We start from the raw sequence: 16,868 nt of genomic DNA on the forward strand, positions 1-16,868 counted from the left end.
ACCCGTTCCACGCTGTCCGTCACTCCATAAAGAGGTCGTCATGGATCGCACCCAGGCTTACAACGACGTCATCCGCTTCCACGGCCACGAATGCCCCGGCGCCGCGTTCGGCGTGCGGGTCGCCGAGGCCGCTCTCACCGCCCTCGCCCCCAAGGACCCGGCCACGCCCCTGGTGCTGGTCTCCGAGACCGACGCCTGTGCGGTCGACGCACTCCAGGTGCTGACCGGCTGTACGTACGGCAAGCGCAACCTGATCCACGAGGACGCGGGCCGCAATGTGTTCACGCTGTGGGAGCGCGACGGCTCCAGTGGTGTGCGGATCCGGGCGAAGGCCGACAGCATCGTCTTCCGCACCGAGGAGATCTGGGCGCTGTCCACCCGTATCGACGACGGCACGGCGACGCTGGAGGACGAGGCGGCGTTCGCGCGGCTGCAGGGCGAGCGGATCGCCGGGCTGCTGAGCGTGGCCGACGACGACATCCTGGGCGTCGAGCGGGTCGAGAAGCCGGCGCCGGGCGTCAAGCACCTCGCCCGTACCGACCTCTGCGTCGACTGCGGCGAGCCCACCAGCGTCGAGACGCTGCACGACCACCGGGGCCGGATGGTCTGCCCCGCGTGCCATCTCGCCGCGCACGGCGGTGTGCTGCCCGAGGGCCACGGCGACCACGGGCACCACCCGCAGAGCCACAAGCACCACCACGAGCACAAGCACTGAAACCGATGCCGAATCAGTGCGGGCGCACGGAAGGAGCCTCGGGGCCGTGACAGTGTTCGTGATCGGCGCGGCCGGGCCACTGGGGCAGTCGGTGGTCCGTGCGCTGCGGGAGCGTGACGTGGAAGTGGCCGTCCTGGCCGGGGAGCCCGAACGGGTCCCGGCCGGGCCGGGCGTGCGGGTGGTCCCCGGGGATCTCGGCGACCCGGACACGGTGCGGGCGGGGGCGGAGGGCTGCGAGAGCCTGTTCCTGTCCTCCGCCTGCCGGGTGGAGTGCCAGAACGCGGCGGTCGGCGTGGCCGCCGACGTCGGGGCGCGCCTGGTGAAGATGTCGCCGTGGCCCGCCGCCGTACGGGAGGACAGCCCGGCGCCGGGGGCCCGGCACCACTGGATCACCGAGCAGTACCTGGCCAAGCGGGGACTGCCGTACACGATCCTGTCGCCCAGCTATCCGATGCAGGAGCTGATCCGGCACTACGCGCCGGACGTGCGAGGGCGCGGGGTACTGGTCGACCCGGCGGGCGGCCGGGGTGTCGGGTTCGTCGACGAGCACGACGTCGCCGAGGTGGCGGCGCGGGTGCTGGTCGAGCCGGGCCACGAGGGGCGCACGTACGCGCTCACCGGGCCTGCCGCGCCCACGTTCGGCGAAATCGCCGACATGTTAGGCCAGTTGACGTCGGCCCGGGTGGTGGCCGAGGAGCTGGCGGGCGCGGATCTGGCGGCGTGGCTGGCGCGCGAGCACCGGCCGTGGGAGGCCGAACTCGCCTCGCTCTTCCAACTGTTCAGGGAGGGCGCCGCGGAGGCGGTGACCGACGACGTACGAAGTGTCATCGGCCAGGAGCCGCACCCGCTCGCCGACTTCCTCAAGGCGCACCTCCATCAGTTCCTGCCGGATGCCGGGGGATGAAGCCATGTCCACCACCGGGCGATACGCCGAACGGACCGTCGTAGCCGACGACTTCCTCGCCGCGGGCTTCGCCGCGCGCGCCACGGTGGCCGCCGGGCGGCTGCTGCTCGACCTACGGACGCAGCACGAGGACGGCCTCGCGCCCGGCGGCGCCAAGATGGCCCAGCTCGGGCGCACATGGTCGGGCCTGCTGCTGCGCAACCGCATCCGGGCCCGCTATCCACGGGACGGCGTGCTCACCGGACCGGACGAGCGGGCGCCGGACGAGCTGCGCGGGCGCCGGGTGTGGCTGGTGGAGCCGTTGGACGCGGCCGAGGAGTACCACGGGCCGGGCGATCCGCACTGGTCGGTGCGGCTGGCTCTGTGGGAGCGGGAGCGGGGGGTGGTCGCGGCGGCCGTCGCGGTTCCGGCGCTGTGCGAGGTGGTGTGCACGGCGGACCGGGAGGCCGGATGGCGCCGTCCGTCGCGGGCGCCCGGGCCGCGCCCCCGGGTGGTGGTCGACACCCGGCACCCGGCCGCGTTCGCACGTACGGTCGTGCGGCAGATCGGGGCCGAGCTGATCCCGATGGGGTCGGCCGGGGCGAAGACGGTGGCGGTGATCCAGGGCGACGCCGACGCGTACATCCACTCCCGCAGTGCCTGGGAGTGGGGCGACCAGGCACTGTTCCGGGTGGCGGAGGCGGCCGGGTTGCAGGTCACCTCGGTGGCGGACGCGCATCCGTCGAGGCGCCCGCAGGGCCCTGAGCGGGGCGCGGGACTCGCCGTGATCTGCCGTCCGTGGCTCACCCGTACGCTCCTCACCGCTTTCGGCGCCCATGGGATCCGCCCGGCCGGCGCCGTACCGGGACAGCGCAAGGGCGCCCGGGCCCGCCCCTGAAGCACCGGGTGAGGCGCCCGCGCGCCGAGCTCCCCACTGACGCGCGGGCAGTCTTGACGCCCCTTCCCGCACTCAACATACTGCCAACAATCAGCACCTCTGACAATCAGCCAACTGTTCTACGGCCACCGCGTGTTGAGACGCCGGGTCGCCGATCGCCGCAGAGAACGGACAGGACCGAACCGAGATGGCCGACGACTTCAGTTCCGTGTTCGAGCCCCCACTTGACCAGTCCCCCGACATCGACGACCTCGTCCGCGCCACCATGGAGTGGCACTTCTCGCCGCTGACCGGCAGCCCGTACTGGGTGGAGCGCGCCAAGGGCTTCTCCTTCGACCCGCGCACCGACGTCCAGAGCCTCGCGGATCTGCGGCTGTTCGCGGACGTCCCGGTCGACTGGAGCCGGATACAGGCCGATCAGCTGGTGCCGCGCGGGAGTGCGCCCGGGGTGCGGTACGGGATCTACGAGTCGGGCGGCGCCACCGGTTCGCCCAAGCGGATCGTGGACGCCGGTTCGCGGCGGCGCAATGTGGAGTGGCAGAGCCGGATGCTGGACGAGCAGGGATTCCCCTCCGGCGACGGCAACTGGCTGCACATCGGCCCGACCGGCCCGCACGTCATGGCCAAGAACATCTCCACGCTCAGCGAACTGCGCGGCCAGCTCTGCTACTTCGTCGACCTGGACCCGCGCTGGGTGCGCCGCTGTGTCGCCGAGGGACGCCAGAGCGAGTTCCGGCGCTATGTCGACCACATCCTGGACCAGGTCAAGGACGTGCTCACCACACAGGACATCCGCTGTATCTCCAGCACCCCGCGCATCCTGGAGACGATCAGCGCGCGCGAGGACGTCTACAGCCTGCTGCGCCGGAGCGTGCGCGGGATGATCTGGGGCGGCACCAGCATGGACGGCGAGACCCTGCGCCTTTTGCAGGAGGAGCTGTTTCCCGAGGCCAGGATGGCGGGCGCGTACGGCAACACGATGATGGGCGTGGCCCCGCAGCGCACCCCCCGGCCCGACGACAAGGCGCCGTGCGTCTTCCGCCCGTTCCACCCGTACACCGTCGTCGAACTCGTCGACCCCGAGCAGACCGACCGGATCGTCGCCGAGGACGAGGAGGGCCGGGTCGTCATCACCGTGCTGACCCGGGACTACTTCACCCCGCCCACCCTGGAGCGCGACCTGGCCACCCGGCGCGCCTCGGTCGACGGCTTCCCGGGCATCGAGGTCTCCGGGGTCCGCCCGTACGAGTCGGCCACGACGTCCGTGGTCGAGGGGGTGTACTGATGACCGAGGATCTCGATGCCAAGGATCTGTACGAGATCCCGCTGATCCGCGCGGGAGTGGCCCGACAGTCGTCCGAACGCGCCGAACTCGCGGGCGTGGACGGCACGTTGCTGGCGACAGTCCATCTCGCACCGCCACTGCTCGCCCGGCTCACGGTCGCTGACGCGCGAGCCGGCGAGGAGCGCACACCGACGCCGGAGCAACTGGCTAACGCGGGCCGCCTCTTCGAGACCGCGACCCTCAACGGGCTCTCACCGCAAGGCTATTGCGAGCTTCAGGCGCGGGTCGCGGGGGTGCCCATCGCGGTGGCCCGGCACTCGCTGCGGGACGTCGCGGAGACGTTCGCCAACGTGGGCGCGCGGTTCCTGGCCGAGCGCCCGGCCGGGGCGGGCGGGATGCCCGCGTCCGGGGAGATCGGCGCGGTGTGGACGCGGCGCGGGGACGTGCTCGCGGTGATCGCCCCCAGCAACAACCCCGGTACGCACACCCAGTGGCTCACCGCGCTGGCCTGCGGGTACCGGCTGGTGGTGCGGCCGGGGACGCGGGATCCGTTCACCCCGGCGCGGATGATCGCCGCGTTGCTGGAGGCCGGGGTCGCGCCGCACTACCTGTCGCTGCTTCCCGGCAGCCATGCCACGGGGGACGCGCTGGTCGAGGCCGCCGATCTGAGCATGGTGTACGGGGGCGACGCGGCGGCGCGGCGCTACGGCGAGGACCGCCGGGTGATCCTGCGCGGCCCCGGTCGCTCCAAACTGCTGCACACCGGCGAGATCACCGAGCAGACGGTCGACGTGATCTGCTCGTCGGTGGGTTACGACGCAGGGATGCGCTGCACCAACGCGACAGCCGTGTTCACCGACGCCGACCCGGCTGCGCTCGCGGCAGCCGTGGCCGAGCGGCTGGCCCAACTGACCGCGGCACCGCCCCAGTCCCCGGACGCCCAGGTGCCCGTACTGCCGCTGGGCGAGGCACGTGCGCTGCGCACCCAGCTGGCGGGCAGCCTCGCGGGGGCGGTCGACGTGGCCGCGCCGCTCTACCCGGACGGGCCGGTGGCCGACCTCGGGGACGGGTCCGGCGCGCTGCGCCCGGCGGTGCTGCTCTGCGACCGCTCCGACCACCCCGGCTCCCGCATCGAGCTGTCGTTCCCGTGCGTATGGATCCTGCCGTGGCGGCGCGCCGAGGGCTTCACCCCGCTGAAGGACACGCTCGCGCTGACGATCCTCGGCGGCGACGAGGAGCTGGCGCGCGAGGCGCTGCGCGAGCGCTCGATCCGCAAGGTCCTGCTCGGCCCCATCCCTACGTACACCGCGGGCCGGACCAGTCCGCACGACGGCTATCTGAGCCATGACCTGATGGAGGCCCGGGCCTTCGGGACCACGGCCTGACCACGACAGCCCGACACGCGGCAACGACCTCTGGGGAGTGTGGAGATGACTCGAACCGTCCTGGTGACCGGTGGCGGCACCGGCATCGGCAAGGCGATAGCCGCGGCCTTCCTGGCCGACGGCGACCATGTCGTCATCAGCGGCCGCCGCGAGGACGTGCTGCGGCAGGCCGCCGAGGAGCTGGGCGGCAAGGTGACCGCGCTGGCGTGCGACGCCACCGACCCCGAGCAGTTGGAGCGGCTGGGCGAACGGCTGCCGGACACCCTGCACGTACTCGTCAACAACGCCGGCGGCAACCGGGAGTTCGACGCCCCGCCGCCCGGCGATCTGCGCTCGCTCGCCGAGCGGTGGCGGGCCAACCTGGACGCCAATCTGCTCGGCGCGGTGCTCACGACGGCCGCCGTCGACAAGCAACTGGTCTCCGGCGGGGCCGTGGTGAACATCAGCTCGTTCGCGGCGGACCGGGGAGCGGGCTCGTACGGCGCCGCGAAGGCGGCCATGAACAGCTGGAACATCTTCGTCGCCCGCCAGCTCGGGCCGCGCGGGGTGACCTCCAACGTGGTCGCGCCCGGCTACGTCGACAACACGGAGTTCTTCCGCGACCGGCGCTCGCACCAGTTCCACGACGCCCGGGTCGCGGAGACCATGGTGGGCCGGGCCGGACGGCCCGAGGACATGGCGGAGGTCGTCCGGTTCCTGGCGTCGCCCGCCGCCCGGCACATCACCGGTCAGGTCGTCCGCGTCGACGGCGGAGTGATACCCACCCGCTGATCGGGAATCCGGTGCGGGCGGGCCACCCGGCGAGCCCGTACCGGCGCTCTACGATGGGCCCATGAGCGCGAGCAAGCAGATGTCAGATGCGCACACCCCGCACCCGCGCACCGCTGGCGACACCGAGCGCCTGGATGTCGCCGTCGGGGTGCTCACCTTGCTCGCGGACCGCACCCGCCTCGCCCTGCTCAAGGAACTCGGCAACGGCGACGCCGATGTCACCACCCTCACCGATGCCTGCGGCGCCGCCCGCCCCTCGGTGAGCCAGCACCTGGCCAAACTCCGCCTCGCCGGTCTCGTCGCGACCCGCAAGGACGGCCGCCGGGTCGTCTACTCGCTGCGCCACGGACATCTGCGCCGCCTGGTCGACGAGGCCCTGAACGTCGCGGACCACCAGCTCAGCGCCCTTCCGCCACACGACTGACGCGAACCTCTTCGGTATCACCGGGAGCCGATCTCCGCCGAACATGTGCATAGGTACGCACGCATTGGTTACGATGGAAGTCCCAGCACCTTCTCGCGCCCCGGGACGGGTCCCATGCTGTCCGTACTGCGCAACCGCACCTACCGCCACCTGTTCACCGCGCAGGTCGTCGCGCTCATCGGCACCGGCCTCGCCACGGTCGCGCTCAGCCTGCTCGCGTACGACATGGCGGGCAGCCGCGCCTCGGCCGTGCTCGGCACCGCGCTGGCGATCAAGATGGTGGCGTACGTGGGCGTCGCCCCCGTCGTCGGCGCCTGCGCGCACCGGATCCCGCGCCGGGCGCTGCTGGTGGCGACGGACCTGACCCGCGCGGGCGTCGCCCTCACGCTCCCGTTCGTCTCGCAGGTGTGGCAGGTCTACGCGCTGATCTTCCTGCTCCAGGCCGCCTCGGCCGCGTTCACCCCGGTCTTCCAGGCGACCATCCCCGAGATCCTGCCCGCCGAGCGCGACTACACCCACGCCCTGTCCCTGTCCCGGCTCGCCTACGACCTGGAGAGCCTGCTCAGCCCGGCCCTCGCGGCAGCGCTCCTCACGCTGGTCTCCTACAACTGGCTGTTCGCGGGCACGACTCTCGGCTTCCTGGGCTCGGCCACGCTGGTGGTCTCGGCCGTGCTCCCCCGGGCGACACCGGTCACCCGCAGCGGAAGCGCGTACGCCAAGGCCGCGTTCGGGGCCCGGCTGTTCTGGGCGAGCCCCCGGCTGCGGGCGCTGCTCGCGCTCGACCTGGCGGTGGCCGCTGCGGGCGCGATGGTGTTCGTGAACACGGTCGTGATGGTGCGGGGCCACTTCCGCGAGGGCGCGGGCGCGGTGTCGCTGGCGCTGGGCGCGTACGGAACGGGCTCGATGGTGGCCGCGCTGCTGCTCCCCCGGTTGCTCTCGCGGGTGAGCGAGCGCGCGGTGATGCTCCCGGCGGCGTTCGCCCTGCCGGTGGTACTGGTCGCGGTGGCCGCCACCACTCTTGCGCCGCGCGGGAGTTGGACGTGGGCGGGGGCGCTGGCCACCTGGGCGGCGATCGGCGCGGCGGGCTCGGCGGTGCTCACGCCGGGCGGGCGGCTGATCCGTCGGTGTGCCACGACCGCCGACCTCCCGGCCGCGTTCGCCGCCCAGTTCTCGCTCTCGCACGGCTGCTGGCTGCTGACGTATCCGCTCGCGGGGTGGCTGGCGGCGGGCGCCGGCCTGCCGGTGACGGCGACGGTCCTGAGCGCGGTCTCGCTCGCGGCGGCGGGGGTGGCGGCGGTTGTGTGGCCGCGCGAGGTGGCGGCGAGCGAGCGTCATGTCGGAGCCGGACGCCCGTCTACGGCGCTCAGCCGGTGACCCGTCACCTACCCTTCTGTGCACGCTGCTTGACGATGTAGTCGACGGCATCCCGTACGGTCCGCATACCTCCGATCTCCGTGTCGGGAATGCTCAGCGCGAACTGCTCCTCGGCGGCGACGGCCACCTCCACCATCGACAGCGAGTCGATGTCCAGATCCGCGACGAAGTCCGCCCCCATCTGTACGTCCTCGACGGCGACCCCCGTCACTTCGTTGATGATGTCCGCCAGGACCTCAAGCACCTCCCCGCGCCGGTCGGACCCGTCGTCGGCCCGCTCGGCGCGCTCCCCCGCCCGCGCCGCCACATCGATCAACCGCTGGTCGGGGTGGTTGAGGAACGACTGCAGGATGAACCAGAACGCGTCCGGGTCCATCCGGCGCAGTTCGGCCAACGCCTCGTCGACCACCGGACTGTCGCGTGTCTCGTGCCAGATCACCACCGGCGCGAGCACCCGCGCGGGCATCGCGGGCCGGTCGCGCAGCACCCTGCACAGCGCTTCGAGGAGATCCGCGAGCGGGTCCAGCGCCAGCGGTTCTTCGTGCTCGTACGGGACGAACTCGGCGGCCAGCCGGGACTCTCGCTGTAGACCCAGAGGCAGGAAGAGCCCCAGCGCCTCGTGGTCGTGACTGATCCGGCCGTACGCGGCGAGATGCGTGACCACACGGCTGACCGCGACCAGCGTGGGGCCGGCGAGGTCGATGTGCGGGACGAGGTCGCCGAGCCCGGCGAGCGCCAGCATCTCGGCGCGGCCGTCCGGCGAGCCGAGGAGCGGCACGGCGGCCAGGAGCGTGACGAGCCGCTGGCGCTCCTCCACGGACAACTCGACCCTCGCTGCTCCCCCACGGACGGCGCGGAATTTCCCCATGGTGCCAGCGCGCGGGCGCCCCCGCGCGTGGTCCGGCACTGTCCGTAGCGAAAACGGGACCGCCCCGGCCGGGAAGACCGGCCGGGGCGGAACAGGTGAGCTACGGCGAAGCCTTCTCGCCGTCCTCGGTCGCGGGGACCGAGAGGTCAGGCGAGGGTGGCGATCGCCTGGTTGAAGGTCGCCGACGGGCGCATGACCGCCGCCGCCTTCGCCGGGTCGGGCTGGTAGTAGCCGCCGATGTCGGCCGGCGAGCCCTGCACCGCGATCAGCTCGTCGACGATGGTCTGCTCCTGCTCGGCCAGCGTCTTGGCGAGCGGCGCGAACGCCTCGGCGAGCTGCGCGTCCTCGGTCTGCTTGGCCAGCTCCTGGGCCCAGTACATCGCCAGGAAGAAGTGGCTGCCGCGGTTGTCGATGCCGCCGACGCGACGGGTCGGGGACTTGTCCTCGTTGAGGAAGGTCGCCGTGCCGCGGTCGAGGGTGTCGGCGAGCACCTGGGCGCGCGCGTTGCCCGTGGTGGTCGCGAGGTGCTCGAAGCTGGCCGCGAGCGCGAAGAACTCGCCCAGGCTGTCCCAGCGCAGGTAGTTCTCCTTGACGAGCTGCTGGACGTGCTTCGGCGCGGAGCCGCCGGCGCCCGTCTCGAACAGGCCGCCGCCCGCCATCAGCGGGACGACCGACAGCATCTTGGCGCTGGTGCCCAGCTCCAGGATCGGGAACAGGTCGGTGAGGTAGTCGCGCAGCACGTTGCCGGTGACCGAGATGGTGTTCAGGCCCTTGCGGATGCGCTCCACCGAGAGCTTGGTGGCCTCGACCGGGGACAGGACGCGGATGTCCAGGCCCTCGGTGTCGTGCTCCGGCAGGTACTGCTGGACCTTGGCGATCAGGTTGGCGTCGTGCGCGCGGGTCTCGTCCAGCCAGAAGACGGCCGGGTCGCCGGTCGCGCGGGCGCGGGTGACGGCGAGCTTCACCCAGTCCTTGATCGGGGCGTCCTTGGTCTGGCAGGCGCGGAAGATGTCACCGGCGGCGACGGCCTGCTCCAGGACGACGTTGCCGTCCTGGTCGACGAGGCGGACCGTGCCCGGGGCCGCGATCTCGAAGGTCTTGTCGTGGCTGCCGTACTCCTCGGCCTTCTGCGCCATGAGGCCGACGTTCGGGACCGAGCCCATGGTCGACGGGTCGAAGGCGCCGTGGGCGCGGCAGTCGTCGATGACGACCTGGTACACGCCGGAGTAGCTGCTGTCCGGGAGGACCGCGAGGGTGTCGGCCTCCTGGCCGTCCGGGCCCCACATGTGGCCGGAGGTGCGGATCATGGCCGGCATGGAGGCGTCGACGATGACGTCCGAGGGGACGTGCAGGTTGGTGATGCCCTTGTCGGAGTCGACCATCGCCAGCTCCGGGCCCTCGGCGAGCTCGGCCTCGAAGGACGCCTTGATCGCGTCGCCCTCGGGCAGCGCGGCCAGGCCGTTGAAGATGCCGCCGAGACCGTCGTTCGGGCTCAGACCGGCCGCGGCCAGCTGGGCGCCGTAGGCGGCGAACGTCTTCGGGAAGAAGGCGCGCACCACGTGACCGAAGACGATCGGGTCCGAGACCTTCATCATCGTGGCCTTGAGGTGCACCGAGAACAGCACGCCCTCGGCCTTGGCGCGGGCGATCTGCGCCGCGAGGAACTGGTTCAGGGCGGCCACGTGCATCACGGACGCGTCGACGACCTCGCCCGCGAGGACGGGTACCGACTCGCGCAGCACCGTGGTGGAGCCGTCCTCGCCCGCCAGCTCGATGCGCAGCGAGCCCGCCTGGGAGAGCACCGCGGACTTCTCGGTGGAGCGGAAGTCGTCGGCGCCCATGGTGGCGACGTTGGTCTTGGACTCGGGGGTCCAGGCGCCCATGCGGTGCGGGTGCGTCTTCGCGTAGTTCTTGACCGAGGCGGGGGCGCGGCGGTCGGAGTTGCCCTCGCGCAGCACCGGGTTCACGGCGCTGCCCTTGACCTTGTCGTAGCGGGCGCGGATGTCGCGCTCCTCGTCCGACTTCGGGTCGTCCGGGTAGTCCGGCAACGCGTAGCCCTGGCCCTGCAGCTCGACGATCGCGGCCTTCAGCTGCGGGATCGAGGCCGAGACGTTCGGCAGCTTGATGATGTTCGCCTCGGGCGTCTTCGCGAGTTCACCGAGCTCGGCGAGGGCGTCGGGGATGCGCTGGCCCTCCAGCAGGAACTCGGGGAAGAGGGCGATGATGCGCCCGGCCAGCGAGATGTCCCGCGTCTCCACAGTGACCCCGGCCGTCGAGGCATACGCCTGGACCACAGGCAGGAACGAGTACGTCGCCAGCGCGGGCGCCTCGTCAGTGTGGGTGTAGATGATGGTCGAGTCAGTCACCGGGTGCTCCACTCCACGTATGCAACATTGCTCGACATCAAGATATCTCGTGACGGGCCACTGCCGGACAGGGCCCTGCCGCCGGGCGGGATCCGCGCGAGACCTGGCGCGATCAAGCCGAGGAGCTGGCGGGATCGGCGTCGGAAAACACGGAAAGCCGCCTTCTCCGATGGAGAAGACGGCTTCCGACCTGCGAAAACGCTGGTCGGGACGACAGGATTTGAACCTGCGACCCCTTGACCCCCAGTCAAGTGCGCTACCAAGCTGCGCCACGTCCCGATGCCCGTCTGACCTGGGGTTTTCCCTGGGCCGAACGTGCACGAGAACAATACCGCACTTCGACCGGTGGTCACGAACGCCTTTCGCGGGCCGCCCCTGTCGGCCTCTCTCAGCGGCGCTGGCCCGCCGCGAAATAGGCCGCGAGCTCCGGGTCCAGAGGCTCCACCCGGCGGGGCGTGCCGCCGTCGCGCAGCGACATGGTCGCCTGGTAGCCCGCCGCCACCGCCATCCGGGCGGCCACCGGGGAGGTGTCGGTGGTGCCGCCCTCGCGGACGAAGCGCAGGAACTCGTCCATCAGGAGCGGGTCCGCGCCGCCGTGCCCCGAGTCGTCCGCCGCGGCCGGGACCTCGTGGGTCTCGTCGGGCTCCTCGCGGTAGTGGGAGCGCCGGGCGTTCCAGACCTTGACCCGGCTGCCGGGGCCGTCGCCGAAGTTCTCCAGGCGCCCGGCGTCCCCGATGACCGTGTAGTTGCGCCAGTAGTCGGGGGTGAAGTGGCACTGCTGGTAGGCGGCGAGCACACCGTTGTCGAGGCGCATGTTCAGGAGCGAGACGTCCTCGATGTCGATCACGGGGTTCAGGGCCCGCTGGGTGTGCGGCGGCCAGTGGCCGTCCTTGGTGTACCAGTCGGCCGCCTTGGGCTCGCCGGGCGCGCGGCGGTGCGGGTTGTCGCCGTAGACCATGAGGTCGCCCATGGCCTGCACGTCGCGCGCGTAGCCGCCGGCCAGCCAGTGCAGTACGTCGATGTCGTGCGCGGCCTTCTGGAGCAGCAGCCCGGTGGTGTACTCGCGCTGGGCGTGCCAGTCCTTGAAGTACCAGTCGCCGCCGTAGCCGACGAAGTGGCGGATCCACACCGTCTTGACCTGGCCGACCGCGCCGCGCTCGATCAGGTCCCGCATCAGTCGGATCACCGGCATGTGGCGCATGTTGTGGCCGACGTACAAGCGGCTCCCGGTCTCGTACGCGGTGCGCAGGATCGCGTCGCAGCGCTCGACCGAGATGTCCAGGGGCTTCTCCACGAAGACGGGCTTGGAGCCGCGCATGGCCTCGCGGGCGAGGTCGGCGTGGGTGTGGTCGGGGGTGAGGATGAGCAGGGCGTCGATGTCGGGGTCCTCGACGACCTTGCGGTGATCGCCGGTGATCGCCGCGTCGGGGAAGGCCTCGGCGGCGGCCGCGCGGGCGCGCGGGTCGGGGTCGGCGAGCGCGGTGAGCCGGGAGCCGCGGCCCGGCCGGTGGGCCACATGCGCGAGGCTGCCGCGCAGGCCGTAGCCGAGGGCGCCGATACGGAGGTCGGTCATGGTCAACTTCCTTGCTGTCCGAGTGGGTTGGCCCGGCCGGTGCCCGGGTTGTCCGCTGCCCGATGGTGCCAGCGGCGCCCGAGCCGGCACCGCACGCCGGGCAAGCACCTGGGACGACTATTTCGCGCCGCTGCCACCGGCCGTCACTCCAACGCGCCGTACCCTGGCGGGCGTTCATCTCCGCATATCGAAACGATCAGGTTCGCACACCGTCGTACCCTGGATCCTGGCGGCGCGGGCGCGTCCCAGTCCGTTCGGGACCGCTGTCCGATCGGGTTCGCGGGGTGCTCCTGGATGCCGTCGATGTGTACATCCGGGACCGAAAGCTGTCCCTCAGTGCCAGATACCCACGAAACCTTTGCCGTTGGCATGTGGCAAAAAGTTGAGTCCGGGGAATGCCAACCGAGTGGAACCGAGGAGGCCAACCTCACACAACACACCAGTAGTCAAACGTCAACACGCCGCGTTTCGGCCAAAGTTGACAATCGCATTGAAGCGCCACCGGATGATCCACAGCATGATGAGGTCGGCCTCTTCGGGACGGGGACCACTGCCGATGCACCACCTGCCCGAACACCCATACGGGCAGGCGTTTCGCGGAGGAGGGCTCGCCATGGACGGATACTTCAGCAGCCGCCTGCACCACCAACTGAGGGAACAGGTGCGGCTGTTCGCCGAGTACGAGGTCCGGCCCCGGATAGCGGCGATGGAGGCGGCGCGCTCGGTCCAGTACGACCTGTCACGGCTCATCGCCCGGCAGGGCTGGATCGGAGCCACCGTGAGTCCGTCGTACGGCGGCATGGGCGTCGGGCACCTCGGAAAGACCATCATCATCGAGGAGTTGTCCCGGGTCAGCGGGGCCATGGGCGCCATGGCACAGGCCTCCCAGCTGGGGGTGGCGAAAATAGTCCACTTCGGCAGCGAGGAGCAGAAGAAGCAGTGGCTTCCAGCCATCGCCGCGGGCGACTGCCTGCCGACGATCGCGGTGACCGAGCCCGAGTCCGGCGGCCATGTGCTCGGGATGAGCGCCAGCGCGGTGCGCGACGGCGACGACTACATCCTCAACGGCCGCAAGGTGTACGTGGGAAACAGCCATGTCGGCGATCTGCACGGCGTGGTGGTCCGCACCGGACCGGGCTCCGGGGGGCTGACCGCCTTCCTGGTCGAGGCCGACCGGCCGGGGTGCACGGCCGGGATCCAGCGCGACACGATGGGACTGCACGGCTTCAGCTTCGGCGAGCTGTACTTCGACAACTGCCGGGTCCCGGTGGAGAGCCGCCTCGGCGAGGAGGGCGACGGACTGGCCGTGGCCTACTCCTCCAGCGTGCTCTACGGCCGCGCCAATCTGACGGCCGTCTCGCTCGGCATCCACCGCGCGATCCTGGAGGAGACCACCAGGTTCTGCTCGGAACGCATCCGCTACGGCAAGCCGCTGCATGAACTGACCAACGTCAAGATCAAGTTGGGCCAGTTGCAGTCCCGGCTGATGACGGCCCGGCTCGCCGCCTATCACGCGGTGCATCTGCTGGACCAGGGGCTGCCGTGCGACGCCGAGCTGATGAACGCCAAGGTGGTCAACGTCGAGTCGACCCTCGACTCGGCACGCAGCGCCATGGAGATCCACGCGGCGGCCGGACTGTTCACCGACCGCCCGATCGAACGCTATCTGCGCGACGCGCACCACATCTTCGCCCCGGCCGGCACCTCGGACGTACAGCTGCTCAGGCTGGCGGAGGTGGCCCTGGGCACCACGAAGGGCCAGTGGTCACAGCGGCTCTCCGAGCTCGTACGCATGGAAGAGCTCGCGGCGGCCCACTGACCGCGAGAACCGGCGAGGACGGCGGTCAGAAACCGCCGTCCTCCCGGCGGTGGATCTGCTCGATGAGCTCCGCCGCCATGGACTTGATCGTCTCCAGACCGGCCCGGCCCCACGGCCGGGGCTCGGTGTCGACCACGCAGATGGTGCCGAGCGCGATCCCCGTACGGTCGATCAGCGGGGCGCCGAGGTAGGAGCGGATACCGATCTCGTCGACGACCGGGTTGCCGGCGAACCGGGGGTAGTCGCAGACGTCCTCCAAGACGAGTGCCTTGCGGCGGACCACCACATGCGGGCAGTACCCGTGGTCGCGCGCCATGAACCGGCTCACCCCGCCCGCCGAGGCCGCCGCGTTCAGATCGGCGGTGGAGTGCGCACCCTCGGGGGTGTGCAGCCCGGCGAAGAACTGCTGGTTCTCGTCGATGAAGTTGACCATCGAATAAGGCGCCGCGGTGACCTCGGCGAGTTTATGGGCGAACTCGTCGAACGCCGGATCCGGCTGCTCCCCCATGCCGAGCTGACGCAGCCGCTGCACACGCACGGGCGCCTCCCGGTCGATCGGGGTGAGCAGCAGATGGCCGGTCGGGTCGTACGTCATGTGTGGGCTCCATGGCTGGTGGCGGCCGGGAAAGTGGCCAGCAGATGCTGGACCAGGGTGACCAGGGTCCCGATTCCGGAGCTGCCGATACGGGCGTCGCACAGGACGACGGGAACCTCGGGTTTGAGGTCTATGGCGGAGCGCACCTCGTCCGGCGTGTAGCGGTAGGCCCCGTCGAACTCGTTGACGGCGACGAGGAATCCGATGCCGCGCCGTTCGAAGAAGTCGACCGCCGAGAAGCAGTCCTCCAGGCGGCGGGTGTCCGCGAGGATCACCGCGCCGAGCGCGCCCTCGGACAGTTCGTCCCACATGAACCAGAAACGCTCCTGCCCGGGCGTGCCGAACAGGTACAGGACGTGCCGGTCGTCGAGGGAGATGCGACCGAAGTCCATGGCGACCGTCGTGGTGGTCTTGGACTCCACGCCTTCGAGGCTGTCGTGCGCCACGCTGACCGTGGTGAGCAGCTCCTCGGTGGACAGCGGTTCGATCTCGCTGACCGCGCCCACGAAGGTCGTCTTGCCGACTCCGAACCCGCCGGCGACAAGGATCTTCAGCGCGGTGGGGAAGAGATCCACGTCAGAGCCGTCGTCGTAGGCCATCGAGCACTGCCTCCAGCAGAGATCGGTCGGTGGGGGTGTGGTGGAAGCGGGGCGCGCGGGCCGTCACCGCACCGCACTCCACCAGGTCGGACAGCAGGACTTTGGTGACGACCGCGGGCAGCCGCAGATGGGCCGCGATCTCCGCCACCGAGGTCGGCCCCTCGCACAGCCCGAGCGCCTGGGAGTGCTCGGGCCCGAGCTGTGTCCGGGGCGGTGTCCCGGTCGCCATCACCTGGGAGAGCAGATCCAGGGTGGCGGTCGGCCGGGTGCGGCCGTTGCTCACGGTGTACGGGCGGATCAACCGCCCGGCGTCGTCGTCGAGCCATGGTCCGTCCTGCGGGGCCGGCACGCTCAGTGCCTCGTGCCGCTCGGCGTTCCGGCGCCTTGCCGGGCCGGCGTCACGAGGTACGGCCTTACGCTCTTGACCAGCATCGCCATCTCGTATCCGAGCACCGCCGCGTCCGCCTCGCGGCCGGCGAGCACGGCGAGACAGGTGCCCGAGCCCGCCGTGGAGACGAAGAGCAGGGTGGAGTCGAGCTCCACGACGACCTGGCGCACCTCGCCCCCGTCGCCGAAGCGCGCCCCCGCGCTGCGGCCCAGCGAGTAGAGCCCGGAGGCGAGGGCGGCCATATGGTCGGCGCTGTCGACGTCGAGCCCGTGCACGGACTTCACCAGCCCGTCGGAGGAGAGCAGAACCGCGTTGCGTGTATACGGCACACGCTGGACCAGTCCGCTGAGCAGCCAGTCGAGATCCGAGACGTGTCCGGTCGGCGCATCGCTCGCCATGGTGCATCTACTCCTTGGAGTGTTCGGCGTCAGTTTCTGCCTGGGGGTGGTGTAACGGGGTCGAAAGGTGGGGCGACTGCGGTGCTGCTGAGTGGTCGGGCGGGGCCGGCTGCGACTCGGCGAGGCCGATGCCCCGCTGGAAAGCCGCCATCAACCCCGGGTCGTGCAGGGCGTGTTCGTCTTCCTTGCGTACGGCCGGGGCGTCCCGCAACTGGGGTACGAGGTGCTCCTGGCTGCGGCGCCGGGGCAGATCCGGACGGCCGGCCGCGGCGCGTACCGTACCGCTCGTCAGGGGTATCGGAGGCTGCGTCGGCGTCTCGCCCGGCGCGCGGTGGACGCCGGGGACGGCGGCCGCCGGGTTGGGCCGGTCCTCGTGGGAGGCACGCACCGGCAGCGGTGCGGTGCCGCTCGTGGAGACGGTCTCGCCGTGCTGGGGCTGGCGGGGCAGGGACGGGAGCGGGGTGCCGTGCGCGGGCGTGCGGTGCGCCTTGGGCGCGGGCGTGGGCGCCGGCGCGGTGGCCGGGAGG

Annotated in this window: 16 protein-coding genes, 1 tRNA gene and 2 pseudogenes; 9 read left to right on the forward strand and 10 right to left on the reverse strand. The window is 71.2% G+C overall.

What is annotated here, in order from left to right; genetic code table 11:
- Window positions 1-40 precede the first annotated feature (40 nt).
- The 8 genes from BG418_RS40340 to BG418_RS37330 all read left to right on the forward strand — a co-directional run bounded on the left by BG418_RS40340 (window position 41) and on the right by BG418_RS37330 (window position 7,735).
- Window positions 41-715 carry an FmdE family protein gene (locus BG418_RS40340; protein WP_223185992.1) on the forward strand — a complete coding sequence of 225 codons (675 nt, stop codon included), beginning with the start codon at window positions 41-43 and terminating at the stop codon, window positions 713-715.
- A gap of 46 nt (window positions 716-761) precedes the next feature.
- Window positions 762-1,619, forward strand: coding sequence for an NAD(P)H-binding protein (locus tag BG418_RS37300; RefSeq protein WP_188278509.1), 858 nt, complete (start codon window positions 762-764; stop codon window positions 1,617-1,619).
- Window positions 1,620-1,623: 4 nt separating this feature from the next.
- A complete protein-coding gene (locus BG418_RS37305; protein WP_188278510.1) occupies window positions 1,624-2,496 on the forward strand; it encodes an inositol monophosphatase family protein in 873 nt (290 codons plus the stop codon).
- Between the two features lie 187 nt (window positions 2,497-2,683).
- A complete protein-coding gene (locus tag BG418_RS37310) occupies window positions 2,684-3,781 on the forward strand; it encodes a phenazine biosynthesis protein (protein ID WP_188278511.1) in 1,098 nt (365 codons plus the stop codon).
- Entirely contained in the window at window positions 3,781-5,166 is a 1,386-nt protein-coding gene (locus BG418_RS37315; RefSeq protein ID WP_188278512.1) for an aldehyde dehydrogenase family protein, read from the forward strand. Before BG418_RS37310 ends, BG418_RS37315 begins: the two co-directional genes overlap by 1 nt.
- Before the next feature lie 45 nt (window positions 5,167-5,211).
- Window positions 5,212-5,937 carry an SDR family NAD(P)-dependent oxidoreductase gene (locus tag BG418_RS37320; RefSeq protein WP_188278513.1) on the forward strand — a complete coding sequence of 242 codons (726 nt, stop codon included), beginning with the start codon at window positions 5,212-5,214 and terminating at the stop codon, window positions 5,935-5,937.
- A gap of 61 nt (window positions 5,938-5,998) precedes the next feature.
- A complete protein-coding gene (locus BG418_RS37325) occupies window positions 5,999-6,361 on the forward strand; it encodes a helix-turn-helix transcriptional regulator (protein ID WP_188278514.1) in 363 nt (120 codons plus the stop codon).
- Window positions 6,362-6,475: 114 nt separating this feature from the next.
- A complete protein-coding gene (locus BG418_RS37330) occupies window positions 6,476-7,735 on the forward strand; it encodes an MFS transporter (RefSeq protein WP_188278515.1) in 1,260 nt (419 codons plus the stop codon).
- Between the two features lie 4 nt (window positions 7,736-7,739).
- On the opposite strand, the gene BG418_RS40345 is transcribed toward BG418_RS37330, so the two are convergent.
- The 5 genes and pseudogenes from BG418_RS40345 to BG418_RS37350 all read right to left on the reverse strand — a co-directional run bounded on the left by BG418_RS40345 (window position 7,740) and on the right by BG418_RS37350 (window position 12,542).
- A complete protein-coding gene (locus tag BG418_RS40345) occupies window positions 7,740-8,042 on the reverse strand; it encodes an acyl carrier protein (protein WP_317453885.1) in 303 nt (100 codons plus the stop codon).
- A 303-nt stretch (window positions 8,043-8,345) separates the two neighbouring features.
- Window positions 8,346-8,603: pseudogene (locus BG418_RS40350) on the reverse strand (hypothetical protein); the annotation flags it as partial.
- Between the two features lie 146 nt (window positions 8,604-8,749).
- Window positions 8,750-10,969 carry an NADP-dependent isocitrate dehydrogenase gene (locus tag BG418_RS37340; RefSeq protein ID WP_188278516.1) on the reverse strand — a complete coding sequence of 740 codons (2,220 nt, stop codon included), beginning with the start codon at window positions 10,967-10,969 and terminating at the stop codon, window positions 8,750-8,752.
- Window positions 10,970-11,171: 202 nt separating this feature from the next.
- A tRNA-Pro gene (locus BG418_RS37345) sits at window positions 11,172-11,248 on the reverse strand.
- A gap of 109 nt (window positions 11,249-11,357) precedes the next feature.
- Window positions 11,358-12,542, reverse strand: a complete 1,185-nt coding sequence (locus BG418_RS37350; protein ID WP_188278517.1) for a Gfo/Idh/MocA family protein — start codon at window positions 12,540-12,542, stop codon at window positions 11,358-11,360.
- Window positions 12,543-13,155: 613 nt separating this feature from the next.
- Between BG418_RS37350 and BG418_RS37355 the strand changes: the two genes are divergently transcribed.
- The gene (locus BG418_RS37355; RefSeq protein ID WP_188278518.1) at window positions 13,156-14,361 is read left to right on the forward strand and encodes an acyl-CoA dehydrogenase family protein; all 1,206 of its coding nucleotides are present in this window, start codon (window positions 13,156-13,158) and stop codon (window positions 14,359-14,361) included.
- A gap of 25 nt (window positions 14,362-14,386) precedes the next feature.
- On the opposite strand, the gene BG418_RS37360 is transcribed toward BG418_RS37355, so the two are convergent.
- The 5 genes and pseudogenes from BG418_RS37360 to BG418_RS37380 form a co-directional block, all read right to left on the reverse strand.
- Complete coding sequence (locus tag BG418_RS37360; protein ID WP_188278519.1) at window positions 14,387-14,956, reverse strand: GAF domain-containing protein; 570 nt, start codon at window positions 14,954-14,956, stop codon at window positions 14,387-14,389.
- Window positions 14,953-15,555 carry an ATP/GTP-binding protein gene (locus BG418_RS37365; RefSeq protein WP_188278520.1) on the reverse strand — a complete coding sequence of 201 codons (603 nt, stop codon included), beginning with the start codon at window positions 15,553-15,555 and terminating at the stop codon, window positions 14,953-14,955. Before BG418_RS37365 ends, BG418_RS37360 begins: the two co-directional genes overlap by 4 nt.
- A complete protein-coding gene (locus BG418_RS37370) occupies window positions 15,533-15,904 on the reverse strand; it encodes a DUF742 domain-containing protein (protein WP_188278521.1) in 372 nt (123 codons plus the stop codon). Before BG418_RS37370 ends, BG418_RS37365 begins: the two co-directional genes overlap by 23 nt.
- A gap of 2 nt (window positions 15,905-15,906) precedes the next feature.
- The gene (locus BG418_RS37375; RefSeq protein ID WP_101391062.1) at window positions 15,907-16,341 is read right to left on the reverse strand and encodes a roadblock/LC7 domain-containing protein; all 435 of its coding nucleotides are present in this window, start codon (window positions 16,339-16,341) and stop codon (window positions 15,907-15,909) included.
- A 7-nt stretch (window positions 16,342-16,348) separates the two neighbouring features.
- Window positions 16,349-16,868 (reverse strand): annotated as a pseudogene (locus BG418_RS37380) (hypothetical protein); the annotation flags it as partial.

The organism is Streptomyces sp. CBMA152, assembly GCF_014596475.1.
GTDB lineage: Bacteria > Actinomycetota > Actinomycetes > Streptomycetales > Streptomycetaceae > Streptomyces.